General features: G+C 46.7%; 13 protein-coding genes. 4 read left to right on the top strand and 9 right to left on the bottom strand.

The window, feature by feature from the left end:
* Positions 1-9: 9 nt before the first annotated feature.
* On the top strand, positions 10-2097 hold the full coding sequence (recG, locus tag ICN19_RS06900) for an ATP-dependent DNA helicase RecG (protein ID WP_216246469.1): 2088 nt from the start codon (positions 10-12) through the stop codon (positions 2095-2097).
* Positions 2098-2107: 10 nt separating this feature from the next.
* Positions 2108-2971: a 4-hydroxybenzoate octaprenyltransferase gene (gene ubiA / locus ICN19_RS06895; RefSeq protein ID WP_216246465.1), complete on the top strand. Its 864-nt coding sequence runs from the start codon at positions 2108-2110 to the stop codon at positions 2969-2971.
* Between the two features lie 6 nt (positions 2972-2977).
* On the opposite strand, the gene proC is transcribed toward ubiA, so the two are convergent.
* Genes proC through ICN19_RS06870 form a run of 5 tightly spaced genes read right to left on the bottom strand, consistent with a single transcriptional unit; the run spans position 2978 to position 8502 of the window.
* Positions 2978-3847, bottom strand: a complete 870-nt coding sequence (gene proC / locus ICN19_RS06890) for a pyrroline-5-carboxylate reductase (protein WP_216246463.1) — start codon at positions 3845-3847, stop codon at positions 2978-2980.
* Positions 3844-4569: a YggS family pyridoxal phosphate-dependent enzyme gene (locus ICN19_RS06885; RefSeq protein ID WP_216246462.1), complete on the bottom strand. Its 726-nt coding sequence runs from the start codon at positions 4567-4569 to the stop codon at positions 3844-3846. Before ICN19_RS06885 ends, proC begins: the two co-directional genes overlap by 4 nt.
* Positions 4566-5843 (bottom strand): glycolate oxidase subunit GlcF, encoded by a 1278-nt coding sequence (gene glcF / locus ICN19_RS06880; protein WP_216246460.1) that lies wholly within the window; start codon positions 5841-5843, stop codon positions 4566-4568. Before glcF ends, ICN19_RS06885 begins: the two co-directional genes overlap by 4 nt.
* Positions 5844-5851: 8 nt before the next feature.
* On the bottom strand, positions 5852-6997 hold the full coding sequence (gene glcE, locus ICN19_RS06875) for a glycolate oxidase subunit GlcE (RefSeq protein ID WP_216246458.1): 1146 nt from the start codon (positions 6995-6997) through the stop codon (positions 5852-5854).
* The gene (locus tag ICN19_RS06870) at positions 6997-8502 is read right to left on the bottom strand and encodes an FAD-linked oxidase C-terminal domain-containing protein (RefSeq protein WP_255536978.1); all 1506 of its coding nucleotides are present in this window, start codon (positions 8500-8502) and stop codon (positions 6997-6999) included. The genes glcE and ICN19_RS06870 overlap by 1 nt, the downstream gene beginning before the upstream one ends.
* A gap of 27 nt (positions 8503-8529) precedes the next feature.
* Between ICN19_RS06870 and ICN19_RS06865 the strand changes: the two genes are divergently transcribed.
* Positions 8530-9099, top strand: coding sequence for a cob(I)yrinic acid a,c-diamide adenosyltransferase (locus tag ICN19_RS06865; protein WP_068320888.1), 570 nt, complete (start codon positions 8530-8532; stop codon positions 9097-9099).
* Between the two features lie 42 nt (positions 9100-9141).
* On the opposite strand, the gene ICN19_RS06860 is transcribed toward ICN19_RS06865, so the two are convergent.
* Genes ICN19_RS06860 through ICN19_RS06845 form a run of 4 tightly spaced genes read right to left on the bottom strand, consistent with a single transcriptional unit; the run spans position 9142 to position 16799 of the window.
* Positions 9142-10266: a 3-deoxy-7-phosphoheptulonate synthase gene (locus ICN19_RS06860; RefSeq protein WP_216246456.1), complete on the bottom strand. Its 1125-nt coding sequence runs from the start codon at positions 10264-10266 to the stop codon at positions 9142-9144.
* A 30-nt stretch (positions 10267-10296) separates the two neighbouring features.
* On the bottom strand, positions 10297-11787 hold the full coding sequence (gene tldD, locus ICN19_RS06855) for a metalloprotease TldD (protein WP_255536791.1): 1491 nt from the start codon (positions 11785-11787) through the stop codon (positions 10297-10299).
* A 20-nt stretch (positions 11788-11807) separates the two neighbouring features.
* Positions 11808-12641, bottom strand: a complete 834-nt coding sequence (locus tag ICN19_RS06850; protein ID WP_216246454.1) for a carbon-nitrogen hydrolase family protein — start codon at positions 12639-12641, stop codon at positions 11808-11810.
* 6 nt (positions 12642-12647) lie between these two features.
* The gene (locus ICN19_RS06845; protein WP_216860650.1) at positions 12648-16799 is read right to left on the bottom strand and encodes a YhdP family protein; all 4152 of its coding nucleotides are present in this window, start codon (positions 16797-16799) and stop codon (positions 12648-12650) included.
* A gap of 78 nt (positions 16800-16877) precedes the next feature.
* On the opposite strand from ICN19_RS06845, the gene glnE reads away from it, so the two are divergent.
* Positions 16878-19691, top strand: coding sequence for a bifunctional [glutamate--ammonia ligase]-adenylyl-L-tyrosine phosphorylase/[glutamate--ammonia-ligase] adenylyltransferase (gene glnE / locus ICN19_RS06840; RefSeq protein ID WP_216246452.1), 2814 nt, complete (start codon positions 16878-16880; stop codon positions 19689-19691).

The following is a 19691-nucleotide window of genomic DNA, read 5'->3' as shown; positions in this document are numbered from 1 at the left end:
ATTTTAACGATGACTACTAAACAAGCGCCAAGCACACTCCAAAAGATGGGTTTAGACAGCCCTATGGCCCTTGCTTTGCACTTGCCATCCCGTTATGAGAATGAGACGGAGTTACTCACCATTGAGGAAGCTATTGCCCGCGGTAGGTTTGCCTCGGCCCAGACGCAGGGTATCGTGATTCGTAACAAAGTCTTATTTCGACCCAGAAGACAGATGGTTGTCACTATTGAGGATGAGACCGAGACTCTGAATCTGCGCTTTCTCAATTTCTACCCCAGCCAGCAAAAACAGATGGCGGTCGGCGTCCATGTTCGAGTGCGTGGCGAAGTGCGAGATGGTTTCCAAGGCTCTGAGATGGTTCATCCGACTGTACGCGCTGTTGCTCCAGATGCGCCATTACCAAATAGCCTTACCCCAGTCTATCCAGCAAGCGTTGGCGTTTCACAGACTGTTATTCGTAAAGCAGTTACCCAAGCTTTGCGTGACCCCAGTTTGCAAGAGAGCTTGGCAGAGTTCTTGCCTAAAAAACTGATGGCAGAGCTATTACCCAGTAATGATTGGCCTAGCTTGCAATCTGCAATTACCTATTTGCATCAGCCTCCTGCTGACGCCAATACTCAATCATTATTAGAGCGTACGCATCCCGCCTGGCGCAGGGTGCAATTTGAAGAGTTGCTGGCTCAACAAATTTCTTTAAAGCGAGCGCATGCGATTCGTCGCGAACGAAATGCACCAAGCTTTGCAAAAGCTCAAGATGAAGGTAAAAATACAACTAAAGAGCAATCTTTTGAAGAAGGCTTGCTGAGAGTTTTACCTTTTAAATTAACGAATGCGCAAGATCGCGTTTGGTCTGAAATAAGCAAGGACCTCTCTAAATCTTTTCCAATGAACCGTCTACTACAAGGAGATGTTGGAAGTGGTAAGACGGTAGTCGCTGCCTTGGCTGCAGCGCGGGTCATGGATCATGGTTATCAAGCTGCCATCATGGCGCCTACAGAGATTTTGGCTGAGCAACATTACCTCAAGATGAAGGAATGGTTTGAGACTTTAGGGGTAAAAATTGCTTGGTTATCAGGCAGCCTAAAAGCTAAAGAGAAACGACTGGCGCAAGAAGTGATTGAGAATGGGCAGGCCCAACTCATTATTGGTACACATGCACTTATTCAAGAAAATGTGAGCTTTGCCAAACTTGGCTTAGCAGTCATTGATGAGCAACATCGCTTTGGGGTAAGACAACGTTTAGAGATTCAGCAACGTGTTGGATCAGAGTTGTTTTACTGTCATCAGTTAATGATGTCTGCTACTCCCATACCTAGAACATTAGCAATGACGTATTACGCCGACCTGGATGTTTCTGTCATTGATGAGTTGCCGCCTGGCCGCAAACCGATTGCTACTAAAGTGGTTAAAGCTGGTCGCCGTGATGAAGTGATTGGCGGACTACAAAGTTGGTTATCAAAAGGACTTCAGGCCTACTGGGTCTGCCCGCTCATCGAAGAATCTGAAGCGCTGCAATTACAAACAGCAACAGAAAGTTTTGAACAGCTGACTCAAGCTTTGCCTGACTTTAAGGTGGGCTTGGTGCATGGCAGATTAAAGGCAGAAGAAAAAGCAGCGGTGATGGCTGCCTTTAAAGCGAATGAAATTCAACTTCTGGTCGCTACTACAGTGATTGAGGTGGGAGTGGATGTGCCTAATGCCGCATTAATGGTGATTGAGCATGCGGAGCGTTTTGGTTATGCCCAGATTCATCAATTACGCGGGCGCGTTGGTAGGGGATCCGCAGATTCAGTCTGCATCTTGATGTATGCCGAGCCGCTTTCAATGGCGGCCAAAGAACGTTTGCAAACTTTGCGCGAGACCTCAGATGGATTTGTGATTGCTGAACGTGATTTATCTCTTCGCGGCCCCGGGGAGTTGCTCGGCGCCAAGCAGTCAGGCGATGCCATGTTGCGCTTTGTAGACCTCCAACGCGATGCCTGGTTAATTGAGCTTGCGCAGCAGGCGGCCGACCGTTTGCTTGCTGAGCACGCAGATCTGGTGGAGCGCCACCTAGAGCGCTGGCTTGGATCTCGTGCAGAGTTCCTAAAAGCTTGATAATTGCTTTATGAGCTTAAAAGAGCGTTTCATTTCTTATGGGTATTTAATTAGGTTAGACAAACCTATTGGCACGCTATTGCTGTTGTGGCCTACGCTCTGGGCTCTCTGGTTGGCCAGTAGCGGCACCCCTGAGTTATCTATCTTGTTGATCTTTATTCTGGGTACGTTTCTCATGCGTAGCGCAGGTTGTGCAATTAACGACTACGCGGATCGTGACTTTGATCGTCACGTAAAAAGAACCCAAGGACGTCCTGTTACAAGTGGAAAAATTTCTGGGAAAGAGGCGGTGGCTGTAGCAGGTGCTCTAGCTTTCATCGCTTTTTTACTGATCCAGCCTCTAAATGCATTTGCAAAGCAACTGTCAGTTCTTGCGCTACTGGTTGCCTTTATTTACCCCTTCACCAAGCGCTTCTTTGCGATGCCTCAAGCAGTCTTGGGAATAGCTTTTGGCTTTGGTATCCCGATGGCCTATGCAGCAATTCTGGATTTCATTCCGCTGGAGGCTTGGATCTTATTCGTGGGGAATATTTTCTGGGCCATTGCTTATGACACGGCCTATGCCATGGTCGATCGCGACGATGATTTGCGTCTGGATTTAAGAACTTCAGCCATCACTTTCGGTCGCTACGATGTCATCGCCATTGCTATGAGCTATGGAGTGTTATTTATCAGCCAAGTGTGGGTAGCGCAATTAGCCAACCTTAGTAATTATTTTTTACTAGGCTGGTTCGCAGCCTTGGCTTGTGCAATCTATCACCTAAAACTGGTTTCTACTCGCAATAGAGAAGATTGTTTTAAGGCATTCCGCCATAACAACTGGCTGGGTGGATTTTTATTTCTCGGAATTGTGCTGGGTTTGGCTGTTAACTAGAGATAACTAGTTCTGACCCAGCTCATCACCCATAGCTTTGCCACGTTGACTAGCTGCATCAATCGCCTTTTCTAAGATCTCGTGCCAGCCTTGTTGTTTCATCACATCTAGAGCTGCTGCAGTAGTACCACCTTTGGAGGTAACTCTCTCGCGCAAAACGCCGGCATGCTCATCAGAGTTATGGGCCAACTGTGTAGCACCCTCAAGGGTCGCATAGGCTAATTTGCGCGCTGTTGCTGTATCAAGACCGAGCTTCTCCCCAGCAGATTGCATCGCTTCAAGAAATGCAAAGACGTAGGCGGGGCCACTTCCAGACACAGCAGTTACTGCATCCATCAGTTTTTCTTCGGAGACCCATACTGCTTGACCTACTGCATTGCAAATGGTTTCAGCTAAAGCACGATCAGCTTGATCAACGGCAGTATCTGCAAAGAGTCCAGTAATCCCTTTGCCAATTAAAGCAGGGGTATTGGGCATGGCACGTACACAGCGTGTGTGATCCAGCCAGCGACTCATGTCTTTTAGGCGAATACCAGCAGCGATACTAAGGATCAGTGGACCAGGTGCGCTTGCATGCTTGAGTTTTACAGCCAACCCCTTCGCAACAACATTAAAGTCCTGGGGCTTGATTGCCATAACAACGACATTATTTTTAGAGAAGTCAAAAGCAATTTGCTCTAAGGCGCCAATACCCTGAACGCCATAGTCCTCATGTAGCTTTAAAGCGGTGGAGGCGTTAGCTTCGACAACCGAGATTTGATTAGGCTCAAATCCGTTTGCAAGGAGGCCGCTAATGAGGGCGCGCCCCATATTGCCGCCGCCAATAAAAGTGATGTGGGCATTGCTGTTGTTTTGTGCAGATTTAGTTGTGCTCATTTGCTAATCTTATCGCGCTTCCCAAAAATGGCTGTGCCAACACGAACCATCGTACTTCCCTCCAGGATGGCCGCCTCTAAATCATCGGACATCCCCATGGAGAGGGTGTCAAAGAACTGGTATCCCAGTTCGCCAACGTGGGCAGCTTGAATCTTTTGAAAGCACTCACGTACAGCGGCAAATGCTTGACGTTGCTGCTCTATGTTTGGGCTAGGCGCGGGAATAGCCATTAAGCCCCTGAGAACTAAATTAGGCAATGAGGTGATGGCATTACAAAGTGCTTCAACTTCCGCCAGTGAAACACCACTTTTACTATCTTCCTCGCTTACATTGATTTGTGCGCAAACCTGTAATGGAGCTAGATCAGGAAATTCACCTCTTTGGGCGGAAAGACGTTCTGCGATTTTTAGGCGATCAACGCTATGAACCCAATCAAAGTGCTCTGCTACCTCTTTGGTTTTATTGCTCTGTAGTGGCCCAATGAAGTGCCATACCAACCAAGGGCGTAATTTGGCAAGCTTCTGGATTTTTTCAACAGCCTCTTGGACATAGTTTTCTCCAAAGGCAGATTGGCCGGCATGCATTGCTTCTTCTACTGCTGACGCCGGAAAGGTTTTGCTGACAGCTAAGAGTTCAATTTCTTCAGGCTCACGTTTTGCTGCTAGGGCGGCGAGTTCAATCCGCTCCCTGACTTGCATCAAATTAACAACAATGGAATTCATGAGGCCTTAGAAGATTTAGCAACCAGTTGATCGACGATCTCGATCCAATGCAGCACCGGAGTGTCATCTTGCTGGAGATGGGTAATGCAACCAATATTTCCTGAAACAATCACGTCAGCACCCGATTCTTCGCAAGCGGCATTTAAGTGGGTGAGTTTGTTTTTACGTAGCTGTTCAGATAGCTCTGGCTGGGTCACGGAGTAGGTGCCTGCAGAGCCGCAGCAAAGATGACTGTCCGCGCATAAACGTACACCAATACCAATATTAGAAAGTAGCCCCTCAACCTTGCCGCGGATTTGTTGGCCATGTTGCAAGGTGCAGGGTGGGTGATACACCACGCCTGGTTTAGGGTCTGTGCCTACCAGTTGCACAAGCTCATTTTGTAAAGCAGGAAGAATCTCGGAAATATCCTTAGTTAAATCAGAGATCTTTTTGGCTTTGGCAGCATAGGCGGGATCATTTGCAAACAGATGTCCATAGTCTTTCACCATCACGCCACAACCGGATGCTGTCATCACAATTGCTTCTACGCCACTTTCTACCAAAGGCCACCAAGCATCAATATTTTGCTTGGCATTATCGAGGCCGCCAGCTTGATCATTGAGGTGATAGCGCAAAGCTCCACAACAAGTGGCGCTGGGCGCGCTAATCAATTGGATCTTCAGTGCATTCAGTACACGTGCTGTTGCTGAATTAATATTTGGCAACATGCCTGGCTGAACGCAGCCTTCTAGCAAAACCATTTTGCGCTGATGCGTATTTGCAGGTCTTGCGTATGGATCAGTCGAGCTCGCCAATGCCTTATTGAGGGTCAATGGGATCTTGCGTTTAATGCCGCTAGGCATTAATGGGCGTACCAAGCGACCCAAGGTCATAGCAGTATTGAATAAAGCTGGCTTGGTTAAGCCTTCTTTGAGAGCCCAACGAGTGAGGCGTTGAGATATTGGACGCTCAGGCGTATTTTCTTCTGCCCATTTGCGGCCAATATCAACTAAGTTGCCGTATTGCACGCCACTAGGGCAGGTGCTTTCGCAATTGCGACAGGTTAAGCAGCGATCCAAATGTAGACGCGTCTTTTCTGTTGGCGCTTGGCCTTCAGCGATTTGCTTGATGAGATAGATACGTCCGCGTGGCCCATCTAATTCATCGCCAAGGATTTGATAGGTTGGACAGGTGGCGGTACAAAAGCCGCAGTGAACGCATTTGCCCAGAATACGGGCTGCTTCGATACCTTCCGGTGTGTTGGCAAATTGAGGGGCGAGTTGAGTTTGCATAGAAATACTTATGGAAGACGTTTAGTGGCAAATACGCCAGCAGGATCAAAGGCGGCTCTCAAGCGTTCTTGTACGGCTTCAAGGGCTTTGGAATGGGCTTGCTCTGTAAGTAAGGTAAAGCGCTGATAGGAAGGGTCTACGTTTGCACCCTGTCTAAAGCGAGTTGCATGACCACCATGAGAATTGGCAATGGTTTTGATGGCTTTAAAGGTAGCTTCATCGCCAGGTGCCTTTATCCACCGTTGCTGTCCATGCCACTCGAGAATAATTTCATCATCAGCGCCAGAAATTGCAATAGGCCCACAAGCAGCGGGTAGCGCTAAACGATACAAAGTTTGATCGGCACCTAAATTGTTAAATACGGAAAGTTTTTGCTCGCGCAAGTTATTCCAAAAATCTTCGGCAACTTGTTCATTGAGTTCATTGGCATTAACTAAGGAACTCATGAGTGGGATCGCAGCCTTAACTGCAGCTGCTGCGCCCGCGAGACGGAAGGTTAGCTCTCCATCTCCACCTTTAGCCGACCCAATCCAGTGGCTAGCAGAAAGTGGTAGTGGCTGGCCCGCCCATTCATTTAATGCTTTTAGTGTTTTCTCTTGGGAGAGTTGGCAGCGTAAAGTTGCAGTCGCAGCAGGCTTTGGCAATACTTTTACTGAAGCCTCTAATAGGAGGGATAGGGTGCCCAAGGAGCCTGGTAGTAAGCGAGAAACGTCATAGCCTGCAACGTTCTTCATGACCTTCCCGCCAAAGGAAAGATCTTGTCCCTTGCCGTCTAGGATGCGGGCGCCCAACACGAAGTCGCGGAAATTGCCAACGGTGATGCGGCCAGGGCCAGCTAGACCAGCGGCAATGGCACCACCAAAGGTTGCATTCTCACCAAAGTGTGGAGGCTCAAATGCAAGCACCTGATTTTTTTCTTTGAGGACAGCTTCAATTTCTTTTAGTGGCGTACCTGCACAAGCGGTAATCACCAGCTCTTCTGGTTGGTATTCCAAAATACCTGAGTAAGAGCGAGTGTTTAGCTTGCTGTAACTATTGGGATTGCCATACCAGGACTTTGTGCCCCCGCCTTCAATGGAGAGAGGGCTTTTATTCTTGGCTGCATTCAGAATTTGTTCACGAAATGCATCCACTTGTAGATTGGAGTGACTCATTAGAAGCGCTCCAAATCTGGATGAGGTAACTGACCACCACTGATACGCATACGGCCATATTCAGCGCAGCGGTTGAGCGTCGGAATAGCTTTATCTGGATTGAGAAGTTTCTCAGGATCGAAGGCGCTCTTCACGCCCCAGAACGATTCACGCTCACCTTCACCAAACTGCACGCACATTGAATTAATTTTTTCAATGCCGACACCGTGTTCACCAGTAATGGTGCCGCCAAGCTCAACGCAAGCTTCTAAAATTTCAGTACCGAATTCTTCTGCGCGATGCCACTCTTCTTGATCGGCTCCATTGAACAGAATGAGGGGGTGCATATTGCCGTCGCCAGCATGAAAAACGTTTAAGCAACCAAGCCCGTATTTTTCTTCCATGCCCTGGATGCGCTTCAATAGGGTTGCGATATGGCGACGCGGAATGGTGCCGTCCATACAGTAGTAATCAGGCGCTAAGCGGCCTGCAGCCGGGAATGCATTCTTACGACCGCTCCAAAATTTCAAGCGCTCACTTTCATCTTTAGAGATCTGAATGCCACTCGCGCCTGCTTGTTCGAGCACTTTAGTCATACGCTCAATTTCTTCCGCAACTTCTTCTGGAGTGCCATCAGATTCGCAAAGCAAAATAGCTGCTGCATCTAAGTCATAGCCTGCGTGGACAAATTCCTCTACAGCACGAGTGGTGGCTTTATCCATCATCTCCAAGCCAGCAGGAATAATGCCTGCAGCAATGATGGCAGCAACTGCATTGCCACCTTTTTCGATGTCATCAAAACTTGCCATGATCACGCGAGCCAATTTTGGTTTGGCAACCAATTTGACTGTCACTTCAGTAACAACCGCGAGCATGCCTTCGCTGCCCATCATGATTGCTAGCAAATCCAGACCTGGCGCATCAGGTGCTAAGCCGCCAAACTCTACGATCTCACCATTCATTAGTATTCCGCGGACGCGCAGAACGTTATGTAAGGTGAGACCATATTTGAGACAGTGCACGCCACCAGAGTTTTCATTCACGTTGCCGCCAATAGAGCAGGCAATTTGCGAAGAAGGGTCTGGTGCGTAATACAAACCAAGATGTGCAACTGCTTCAGAAATGGCAAGATTACGAACACCAGGTTGAACAACTGCAGTGCGAGTAAATGGATCAATGCTGATAATTTTCTTAAGCTTGGCTAATGACAGCACCAATCCTTGTGAAAGGGGCATTGCTCCTCCCGAGAGACCGGTTCCAGATCCACGAGGCACAACAGGAATTTGCATTGCATAGCAAATCTTCAAAATCTGAGCTACTTGCTCCTCGGTTTCTGGCAAAGCTACTGCCAAAGGCATTCTTCTATAGGCGGCCAGGCCGTCACATTCATAGGGAATAGTGTCTTCTGGCTCCCATAGAAGGGCATGTTCCGGAAGGATTGGGCGCAAAGCCGAAACCAATTTGGACTGAAGGGCGCTAATAGCGGCTAATTCGGGGGGTGGGGTCACCATATTCATATGAATCATTTTAGCCATTTACCTATAATTAAGCTTATGGGAAATCGACTATCAAAAATCGCCACCAGAACAGGTGACGCCGGGATGACTGGCTTAGGTGACGGCAGTCGCGTCGAGAAGGATCATCTGCGTATCTGCGCTATGGGAGATATCGATGAATTGAACTCAGAAATCGGGGTTTTGATGACTGAGCAGATTCCTGAGGGCATTTCTGCTGAATTGCATGAGCTTTTTTTGCAGGTACAACATGATTTGTTTGATTTAGGGGGTGAGCTTTGCATCCCTAACTACAAGCTACTCAATCCTGAGCATGTAGCTCAGTTAGATGTTTGGCTGGAAAAATACAATCAACAACTGCCGCCTTTGACCGAATTTATTTTGCCAGGCGGTACTCGCGCTGCTGCACAAGCGCATGTGTGCCGTACGGTTTGCCGTAGAGCAGAACGTTCAATTGTCCGCTTAGGTTGGGAAGAGCCTTTATATGATTCCCCCAGACAATATGTGAATCGTTTATCAGACTTACTCTTTGTGCTGGCTCGCATCTTAAATCGTGCAGCCGGTGGATCTGACGTACTTTGGAAGCATGAAAAAAAAGAGACTAAGTAATTTAGTCTCTTTAGTTTTGCGTCTTGCAAAATTACTTCTGCATTATTTTTTCTTGCTTCTACGTGTTTTAACGGCAGTAGCAAGACGCTCTAATACCTGCACCGAATCATCCCAGTTAATGCACGCATCAGTAATACTGCGACCGTATTCTAATTTGCTTGGATCATCTTTACCAGGCGTAAATTTCTGAGCGCCATCATTTAAATGGCTTTCTATCATCACACCAAAAATCTGATGAGATCCAGATTCAATTTGCTGCGCAACATCATCAGCAACAACGATTTGGCGCTCATGTTTCTTGCTTGAATTGGCGTGTGACAAATCAACCATCAAACTAGCTGGAAGCTTTGCTGCTTCTAGCTCAGAGCAGGCAGCCTGGACAAATTTAGCTTCGTAGTTTGGCTCTTTACCGCCACGCAAAATAACGTGACAATCTTTATTGCCTTTGGTTTCTACAACAGAAACTTGACCATTTTTATGAACAGACAAGAAGTGATGTGGGCGACCTGCGGCTTGAATAGCATCGGTAGCAATCTTTATGTTGCCATCAGTGCCATTCTTAAAACCGATCGGTGCAGAGAGTCCTGAAGCGAGTTCGCGATGAACTTGGCTTTCAGTTGTACGTGCACCGATTGCTCCCCATGAAATCAGATCAGCAATATATTGCGGAGAGATGACATCTAGGAATTCGCTACCCGCTGGCATGCCAAGGCGATTAATTTCCATTAGCACTTGGCGGGCAAGACGTAATCCCTCTTCGATGCGATAGCTTTCATCAAGGTACGGGTCGTTGATCAAACCTTTCCAGCCAACAGTAGTGCGTGGCTTTTCAAAATACACACGCATCACAATCTCTAGTTCGCCAGCAAAACGTTCGCGCTCACTTAAAAGGCGTTGACAGTATTCCAGTGCTGCACGTGGATCATGAATAGAGCATGGTCCAATAATGACGAGTAAGCGGTCATCTTTACCGTGAATAATGTCACGGATCTTTTTACGAGTTTTGCTGATCAGCGCTTCTGTTGGTGTTCCAGAAATTGGAAAGAAACGGATTAAATGCTCTGGCGGAGGCAGAACAGAAATCTTGTCGATGCGTTGATCGTCAGTATCGGAGGTCTTGTCGACCGCGGAGTACCAATTAGCGGGATTTGTATTTTGTTGGCTCATCCGGCTATTTTAAGCCGTAATTTGCCAATATCAGGCAGTCCCACCCACGGTAAGGCTGTCAATTCGGAGAGTGGGTTGCCCGACTCCAACAGGAACGCTTTGCCCTTCCTTACCGCAAACCCCAACCCCGCCATCGAGTTTGAGGTCATTTCCGATCATGGAGACCTGTTTTAGGGACTCTGGACCGCTGCCAATAATGGTGGCACCTTTAACGGGGTATTGGATTTTGCCGTTTTCAACCCAGTAGGCTTCTGAAGCCGAAAAAACAAATTTGCCGCTGGTGATATCCACTTGACCGCCGCCAAAATTGACCGCGTATAAGCCACGTTTAATGCTAGCCACAATTTCTTGGGGATCGTCTTTGCCAGCTAGCATGTAGGTATTAGTCATGCGCGGCATCGGGAGCGAGGCAAAGCTTTCGCGTCGACCATTGCCGGTGAGGGGCATATTCATTAAGCGTGCATTGAGACTATCCTGAATGTAGCCCTTCAAAATGCCATCCTCAATTAATGTAGTGCATTGAGTCGGCGTACCTTCATCGTCAATATTTAAAGAGCCTCTACGTCCAGATAGGGTGCCATCATCAACGACAGTGACCCCTTTTGCAGCAACACGTTGGCCAATTCGTCCGGCAAATGCGGAGGATCCCTTGCGATTAAAGTCACCCTCAAGTCCATGACCAACCGCTTCATGCAAAAGGACGCCTGGCCAGCCTGGACCCATCACCACAGTCATTGGGCCAGCTGGGGCAGGGCGTGATTCTAGGTTCACTAAAGCACCATCAACCGCTTCATCAACATAGCGATTAATGAGTTCTTGATCGAAGTACAGGTAGTCATGGCGTGCGCCACCACCGGAAGATCCGGATTCTCGGCGACCATTTTGTTCTGCAATGACATGAACGGAAACGCGCACTAAGGGGCGGACATCGGCAGCCAACAAGCCATCAGCCCTAACCACTAAAACTACATCAAACTCTCCAGCAAGACTTGCCATCACTTGAATGATGCGTGGATCACGCGCCTTAGCTCGGCGCTCTATGCTTTCTAGTAACGCGATTTTTTCCTTTGGCTGTAGTGAGTCAAGGGGGTTGATATCTGAGTACAGCTTATTTGATACGGGATTAAATAATTTGCTTGCAACCGCTTGCTTGCCGCCTGCTGGCCCGATTACTCGAGTTGCCTTTGCTGCCTTACTTAAAGCTTCTAAATTAATTTCATCTGAATAGGCGAAGGCAGTCTTATCACCATAGATAGCGCGTACTCCAACACCTTGATCAATATTGAAGCTGCCAGATTTAACGATACCCTCTTCCAGACTCCAGCTCTCGCTGCGAGTGTGTTGAAAGTAAAGGTCCGCATCATCAAGGCGATGGGTGAATAGATGGCCAAAGGTGTGATGCAAATCTTGCTCTGATAATCCTGTTGGCTCAAGCAGAATAGATTTGGCTAATTTAATGAGGTCTGCTTGCTTTTTGGCTTTAGTCCAATTTGCAGGAAATAGTGCTTCTGGTGCATTCATGTGATTGGGCAAATCTTTCTTTAAAGCTTGCGATGTGCAAGTGCGGGTAACTTAGAGCGTACCTCGTTTAATTTATCTTTGCACAAGACCCCAGAAATAAAGCCTTCTCCTTCAGGGAGATTGGCTAAGACCTCGCCCCAAGGGTCAATCAGCATAGTATTACCCCAAGTACGACGCTGGTTTTGATGTTTACCACCTTGGGCTGATGCTAATACATAACTTTGGTTTTCAATGGCTCGGGCGCGCAACAGAATTTCCCAATGGTCTTTTCCGGTGGTGTATGTGAATGCGGCGGGGATGATATGGCAATCTACCGGACCTAAAGAGCGATACAGCTCTGGAAAGCGTAGGTCGTAACAAATGCTCAAACCAAAAGTCCAATCATTGTCATCGATTGAAATTTTTAAGATCCCTGGCTCGTTTCCAGCTTCAATCGTTTCCGATTCTTGATAGCGCTCAGTTGCCGTTTGAAAGCCAAATAAATGAATTTTGTCGTAACGAGTGATTTGTTGGCCGGCGGGATCAAATACAAGTGTTGTATTGAGTACTTTATTTGGATCTCGTGCCTCGAGTGGGATGGTTCCAGCTACTAAATAAAGTTTGTTCTGCCTAGTAATCTCCGTGAGTTGTTCTTGAATGGGGCCACTTCCAACTCTTTCTCGAGCAGAGACTTTATCGGTGTCCTTAAGGCCCATTAGGCAAAAGTATTCTGGTAGAACGGCTAATTGCGCGCCATCCGCTGCCGCCGCTGCGATGAGTCTACTTGCTGTAGAAAGGTTCTCTTGCACATTGGGGGTGGAGACCATCTGAATAGAAGCGACCTTGAGAGTTGCAAGATTTGCGGATGTGCTCATAACAATTTAGTTAGTGGTTTTATTGGGAGCGCTTGAATTGTTTGGGTTAGTTTGTGGTCCTGTAGCGTTGTCCGGCTTGCTCTGCTCTTTAAGCAAGTCCTTGCTGCGGATCGTATCCAATGTTTTCGCATCAATCGGCTGCCCCTTTTGATCAAGGGGAATTACTTCTGGGTTATCCCAAGAGCCTTGGACCAAGTAGTCGGATTGAAGGTTGCGATTAATTTGGCTGGTAATGAGGTACTGCCCAACAAGGGCGCCAAGACCTACGATTGGGTTTATGGCAAATGCGGCCAAAGAGCCTGCGGTAGCATCAATTGTTGGAAAAATAGTGACACGCAAATCTTGCGTTTGCTTAGGGATATTTATTTGTCCGCTCATAGCAACACGTGCCTGGTCTAGTCCCATTGTGAATTGTTTAGTTTGAGCTACGCCCGCATTCATATCAAAAGAGGCGTCAATAGTATTGAATGGGGTTCCTTTGGTGACAATATTACCTAGGCTGCCTTTTAGGTCTAAGGTGGCAAACCTAAACAAACTTTGCAAGCTTAGAACATCTAGAAGTTTTGCACCACTCGTATTGACCTCTAAGAGACGACCTTTTTCCAGGTTCAAGTTTGCCTTGCCTGTCAGAGTTTCATATTGAGGGGCGAATGGAGAGCCATCCCAATCTGCATTTAGCGTCAGCTTGCCTTGCCCGCCCTCTACTGACTTTTGATTAGTCCAGTGGCCAATAATTTGACCTGCGTCCTTGATATCGAGATCAACATTTAAGTTGGTATGAGCAGGAGTATTTTGCGTCGCGCCAACCCAACGACCGGTGGTAGTTGAGCTACCTTGTGGATTGTTAAATTGAACAGATTCGAAATTGACAGTATTGCCTATGGTCTTGGTTTTAATTTTTACCTGACCAAGCTGTGCTTTTTTCCAATCAAAATCGTCAATAGATAAATCCAGACTTGGGATTGAGCTCGGAATCATTCCATTTTTCTTGGTGGCAGAATTTTGTGTTGGCTTTGTGTTGTCAATTGGCTCAGGAAGCTCATCTGCAATCTTTAATCGAACCAGTCGACCGCTGATAAGTCCGCTAGGTTGTGCAGAATTTGCAGGTTGAAATTGAATATTTCCGGCCACTTGCGGTGAGCCTCTAAAACGGGCATCCCATACACCACTCTTATTGCCGGCGGTAAGGTTGATGTCCTGCCAAATGCGATTAAACAAAATGATTTTTTTTAGTTGGGCAGAAATTTGTAGCGAGTTATTACTAGGCTTAACTGTTTTTGCCGCCACATTTTTTTTCGCTTGAGACTCTAGGAATTCTTGCCAGGCATCTAGATTGATCTCATTGCTTGCAAGATTGAGGAGGAGCCCTTGCTGGGGCAACGTTGCCGGAGTGCCGATACCGATAGAGTTACGAGCAGTGTTGTCGCCGCTCATTTCTCCTTGAGCGGAGTATTGATCCCCTAATTTTCCATTCCAGATCAAAGTGCTGGGACCTGATTTGTTGGTGATACTTTTTACGATTAGCTCTCCTGCGAGTGCTGTCCCTATTGATTTTTTAAGTGGTAATGGAGCGCTGCTGGCCCATTCGCGCATATCCAGTTTCAAATTAACTTCGCTGCCACTCTTATTGAAGTTGAGAGAGCCATCATATTTTGCTGAGCCACTCATTGCGAGCAATATTGGCTGAGCTTCTGGGCTTACGTCTTGCGCAAAATAATCCTTGATAAAACTTGCTGCCACATCGCCTTGAATAGTGAAATTTTGATTGCCTTGTGATCGTGTCCCGCCAGAAATTTTGACAGAGCCGCCCATAAAGTTTGCGGTAATGTCTTCGAATTCTGGGTTCACCTCTGTAATTCGAACTTTGCCCTTGAGATTCTCAAATGGGGGTGTATCACCCCATTGAACTCTATTGCCTGGAAATGTTAATTGAATATCGGTGTTGGTATTTCCGCTGCCGGTTAGCGGAACCTTTAAACCAAGGTTTAAATTGGTCGGCCCCGTTATTTTTAGATTTTTCTCAAGCTCAATTTGTTTCTTGCCAACGGGTGAGGTAAATAAATAGTCTAGGAGTTGTGGCGCATCACCCTGAGCTTCGCCATTCACCGTCAGGATTAATTGCTTCGCACTAACATTTGGGATCTCCGCATGGAATTTGCTTAGAGCAACTTGTTTGTAGCTCGCCTGATTAATATCTACCGTAAAGTTGGCATTCTGCATATTAATAACGCCATCTACCTTATTAAAGGCGGGCCATACTCCTTGCGCAGGAGATGAGGTGGGCACCGGGCTAAAAGTTGCCCCAATGATGGGTAGGTTGAGCGTGAATTCCCCTGCGCCCACTTTGGGGAATGGCACTTCATTTGGGTCGCCCTTAATGTGCAGATTTCCTTTTTTAATCACCCCAGCATCAAAGGCTTTGCTTAGATAAGTCTTGGCTTCGCTTCCCATGCCAACCGGTAAATAGCGATACGCAGTTTTAAGATTGGCTTGTGCAAAGCCCATATCTAAAGCCATGTAGTCCGGTTTTTTAGCATCGCCAATGATGTAGTTCAGATTGAGTGTTGTCGAAATCTCTGGATTACTAAGCGCCATTTGTTTTGCATTAATGACCCAATTACCTTTTTGTTTTGACCAAGAAATTTCACCATTGGCCTTATCTAGTTTTATTTTTGGGTCAACCAATAAATCATTTATCTCCACGCCCAAATTTTTCGATTGGACGGTGAAGCTTCCTTTATTTTGGTCTGCAGTCAAGAATCCCGATAGATTGGATACGGTGGGTATAGATTTATTAATACCAATAAATCCGACGTTCACTAATTTTCCACTGATGGCAAAGTCCAGCTTATTTGATTTAAACCATCCACCCGGAATGTTGAGGGCCGACAAAGCAGACTTGCTTTCAGACCATTTGAGATCGAGGTCTTGAAGTTCGCCATCCGCTTGTGAAGCTTTAATCCATTGGTGAACTTTTTTAGAAAGGGGCAAGTTCATTGCAAATAGGGCAATATCCTCTACCGAAATTTTAGGGGATGAAAATCCAAACTCCTTAATTTCTCCATCTGCAGCCGGAGGTCTCCAGCGGAAAGTCATCGGGCTGAGAATATCTAGCGGAGCAGTTTTTGGACTATCGATATCTCGCCATGCAAAAGACTTAGTAGTAACTGCGATAAGTCCATCGACCGTCTCTTGAGTGAGATTGGTTTCCAATCTTCCTAGGGCAATTGCATCCTCATTCTTCGATAGTTGTACCGTTAAGTCATCAGCAGCAAGGTAAATTTCGCCACCATCTGGCTTGCCGTTATCAATTTTTAATTTCCCTTTAGAGCTGAGTACTCCTTCTAAAGTGCTTAATGGAAGAGAAAAGTCGTGGGCAATCTGGCCAAGCTGAAGAGCATTTAAATTCCAGGATATGGTTCCAATCCAATCGCGCCAATTGCCTGCTTGACCGCCGATATGATGTACCAAATCAATATCAATTAGGAGGGGCCCTTTGGTCCAAGGGGTTGTTGCGCTGATTGAGCCTTGATGGCTGCGAATGCCGTTGCTGAGAGTGAGGCTTTGTACTTCTATCGAAGTAGTTGATTTCTTTTTAAGCTGATCTTCCCAAAATAATTTGACATTGTTTACTCGAATTTCATTCTGAGAAAAGAGCCAATTCTCAGCTGAATAGTCATTGGGTTTACCGTCAATGGATATTCCTGCAATGGTTATTACGCCTTTATTATTGCGTTGCGCATGAATTTCAGCGCCTTCAAAATTAAGCTCCTGAAAAAAAGGCGCGAGATGATAAAAGGATGCCCAGCTTAACTGCCCATTTATCTTTTGTATAAATAAAAGAGCTTGTGTTTTTTCTGGACTGTTAAAACGTAAGCCCTCGATTTCAAAATCAGGCCTAATTCCAGTCCATGAGACATGTAGTGAGTCCATCGATACATCAGTACCAATTCGCGCACTGATGAGTTTTTCAACTGAGGCTTTCGATTTCTCAATTTGAGGCCAAAGAACAAAACGGACCCCGATATGCACAAGTACAGAAACTGCCAAAACTACCCCCACCAAAATCAGGGCACGCTTACGCCAAGCTCGACTCAAGCCTTGAGGGCGTTTAGCAAGTGCGCTCTTAAGGCGAGGCGGAATAATGTTTTGCAGCATGGCCTCTATTATCCGTCAGCCTCAGCTTGATCGCCAAGCTTATGGCAGGGGTTTTCAAGGTCGGATTAAGATTGGGGGATGGATGATTTTTCCCGGCAAATCGATTTTTTGGAGCAACATTCGACTTATGCGCGACGTTGGCTAAGTGCGCGCCCTGAATGGGTTGAGTGGCTTGGCATTCGGGGGCGACAAAAGGTTGATTTACAAGGCATTAGGAATTTGCTGGAGGAATGCCAGGTAATTCCTGCATCGAGCGTGCAGGATGAGGCTGAGTGGATGGCCAATTTACGCTTAGCAAGGCAGCGCTTGATGTTATGGGTGGCCTTTCGGGACTTAAATGGTTTGGCTGGCTTAGATGAGGTCACCCACGCGCTAAGTCATTTTGCCGAATTGGCAGTTACTGCATCGATAACATTCATTCGAGAAGATCTCAAAAATCGTTTTGGGCTGCCTTGGAGTAATACGACTCAATCTGAAATGCCTCTTATGGTCGTTGGTATGGGCAAATTGGGCGGTCTTGAATTAAATCTATCTTCGGATATCGATCTCATATTTTTGTATGAGCATGAGGGTGAGACCATTGGCGGCCCGAAGAGTTTGTCTAATCACGAGTGGTTTACTCGAATGGGTAAGCGCCTAATTAAGATGCTTGCTGAGCACGATGCCAACGGTTTTGTATTCCGCGTAGATATGCGCCTTCGCCCTAATGGTGATTCGGGACCTTTGGTATGTAGTTTGGACATGTTAGAGGAATATCTCTTAGTGCAAGGTAGAGAGTGGGAGCGCTATGCATGGATTAAAGGTAGATTGATTGCGCCGCTCCCGGGGTCCCCAGACTTTACTCATTGTCAAAAAGAGTTAGATCAGCTGATTCGCCCCTTTGTATATCGGAGACATTTGGACTACGGCGTTATTGCGTCTATTCGCGACTTGCATGCACAAATACAGGCCGAAGCCGAAAAAAGATCCTCGGGGCATCAAGGACGATCGCGTGACATTAAGTTGGGTCGCGGCGGCATTCGAGAGATTGAATTTTTAGCGCAAATGTTCCAGTTGATGCGAGGTGGTACGGATCCTCGTTTTAGGGTGCGCCCTAGTTTAGAGGTGTTGGAGCTCATTAAGCATTGCAATATCTTGCGGGCTCATGAAGTGGAGTCATTACAAGCAGCTTATATTTTCTTAAGGCGTTTAGAACATCGCATACAGGCTTGGGACGATCAGCAAACACACTACCTGCCAGATGATGAAAGTGCCCGTGCGCGCTTAGCTATTTCGATGTTGGGTCAAGATGCGCAGATAGATGACCTTGTGGTTGAATTAGAGCGACACCAGAATCATGTTGCGCACTTATTTGAAAAAGCCTTTTTATTGGATGATGGTGCACGTCTTGAAATAGCGCCCTTAGCTATTGACTGGGTTCCTGATCAAGCATTCTTCCCTAGCTCTTGTCTGCGTTGGCAGGCTTGGGTGGATAGCCCAAAGCAAAAGTTATTACCTGAAAAAAGTCGTTTAATTTTCGATAACTTGATGTGTAAAGCGGCAGAGAGTTTGCAATATGATGGCTCTACTTCAGCACATGCCGATCAAACGTTATTGCGTTTCTTTGATTTACTTGAAGCAATAGCTAGACGCAGCGCCTATCTATCTATTTTGGCCGAGTATCCTAGGGCGCTATCAAACGTATTGAATTTACTCAAGGCGTCTCAATGGGGAGCTCAATATTTAACGCGCCATCCTCATTTGCTAGATTACTTATTGAATTCTCAGGCTGAAAGAGCATTAATTGAGGACCCGGCAAAGTATTGGGATGAGGTGCGATCCAACCTCAATATGCAGCTTGATGATGTGATGTCTGATGGTGATGGCTCTGAGCAAGCAATGGATATTTTGCGAGTGACACATCACAATGAAACGTTCATTACGCTACTAGCCGATCTTGGAATTGGCGTGCAACAAGCATTACCAGTGGAGCAAGTAAGCGATCATTTGTCAGCGTTAGCAGATTTGGTCCTGCAAACCACCTTCGAGCGAGTCTGGCCAAGTGTGGTTAAGAAATTTGATTTACCTGCCGATACAAATCCGCCTTTTGCTGTGATTTCTTATGGCAAGTTAGGTGGCAAAGAGTTGGGCTACGCTTCTGATTTAGACATTATCTTTTTATATCAGGCGGATGAGGCTGATTACGCTGCCCAAGAAATTTATGCTTTATTAGCAAAGAGAATGATTAACTGGCTTACCGCATTTACTTCTACTGGCAGTCTATTTGAAATTGATACTCGCTTGCGTCCTAATGGATCGGCTGGATTCTTGGTGACTAATGCGGGGGCATTTAGGAAGTATCAACTTCGTGAGGGTGACAATGCTGCTTGGGTTTGGGAGCATCAAGCTCTCACGCGCGCACGCTTCTCAGCTGGCAATCCCCCGGTAGGCTTATTCTTTGATTCTGTTCGCTCTGAAGTGTTAAGCCAACAAAGAAATATTGAGCAGCTCCGCTCTGAAATTTTAGAGATGCGCCGCAAAGTCCATGCGGGCCATCCTAATACCAATCCAGAATTTGACTTAAAGCACGACGCTGGCGGAATGGTGGATATTGAATTTATGGTCCAATTCTTGGTGCTTGCCTATGCTCATCAATATCCCAAATTGATCGGCAATCTCGGTAACATTGCCCTATTGCAGATTGCTGGCGAGATGGGTTTAATCGCCAATGGTGCTGCGCAATCCGTTGCTGACGCTTATCGCTTATTGAGGGCACGCCAACATCGACTTCGTCTAGATGGTGCTGAAAAAACTCGCGTCCACCTTGATCGGGAGCCTGAGTTCATTGCCGCCAGGGATGCAGTGCAAGCCCTTTGGTTGGAAATATTTAAAGCGCCCTCTAATTTGAGCTAG

Source organism: Polynucleobacter sp. AP-Capit-er-40B-B4 (assembly GCF_018882245.1).
Taxonomy (GTDB): domain Bacteria; phylum Pseudomonadota; class Gammaproteobacteria; order Burkholderiales; family Burkholderiaceae; genus Polynucleobacter.
The sequence above is the reverse complement of the archived record's forward strand: the minus strand, read 5'-3'. Positions and strand labels throughout refer to the sequence as shown.

Bases quoted from the DNA above. Each gene is read 5' to 3' on its own strand.
- ICN19_RS06845 (WP_216860650.1), bottom strand. From the start codon at position 16,799: ATGCTGCAAAACATTATTCCGCCTCGCCTTAAGAGCGCACTTGCTAAA.
- glcE (WP_216246458.1), bottom strand. From the start codon at position 6,997: ATGAGTCACTCCAATCTACAAGTGGATGCATTTCGTGAACAAATTCTG.
- ICN19_RS06865 (WP_068320888.1), top strand. From the start codon at position 8,530: ATGGGAAATCGACTATCAAAAATCGCCACCAGAACAGGTGACGCCGGG.
- ICN19_RS06885 (WP_216246462.1), bottom strand. From the start codon at position 4,569: ATGAATTCCATTGTTGTTAATTTGATGCAAGTCAGGGAGCGGATTGAA.
- glnE (WP_216246452.1), top strand. From the start codon at position 16,878: ATGGATGATTTTTCCCGGCAAATCGATTTTTTGGAGCAACATTCGACT.
- ubiA (WP_216246465.1), top strand. From the start codon at position 2,108: ATGAGCTTAAAAGAGCGTTTCATTTCTTATGGGTATTTAATTAGGTTA.
- ICN19_RS06860 (WP_216246456.1), bottom strand. From the start codon at position 10,266: ATGAGCCAACAAAATACAAATCCCGCTAATTGGTACTCCGCGGTCGAC.
- glcF (WP_216246460.1), bottom strand. From the start codon at position 5,843: ATGCAAACTCAACTCGCCCCTCAATTTGCCAACACACCGGAAGGTATC.
- tldD (WP_255536791.1), bottom strand. From the start codon at position 11,787: ATGAATGCACCAGAAGCACTATTTCCTGCAAATTGGACTAAAGCCAAA.
- ICN19_RS06870 (WP_255536978.1), bottom strand. From the start codon at position 8,502: ATGATTCATATGAATATGGTGACCCCACCCCCCGAATTAGCCGCTATT.
- ICN19_RS06850 (WP_216246454.1), bottom strand. From the start codon at position 12,641: ATGAGCACATCCGCAAATCTTGCAACTCTCAAGGTCGCTTCTATTCAG.
- recG (WP_216246469.1), top strand. From the start codon at position 10: ATGACTACTAAACAAGCGCCAAGCACACTCCAAAAGATGGGTTTAGAC.
- proC (WP_216246463.1), bottom strand. From the start codon at position 3,847: ATGAGCACAACTAAATCTGCACAAAACAACAGCAATGCCCACATCACT.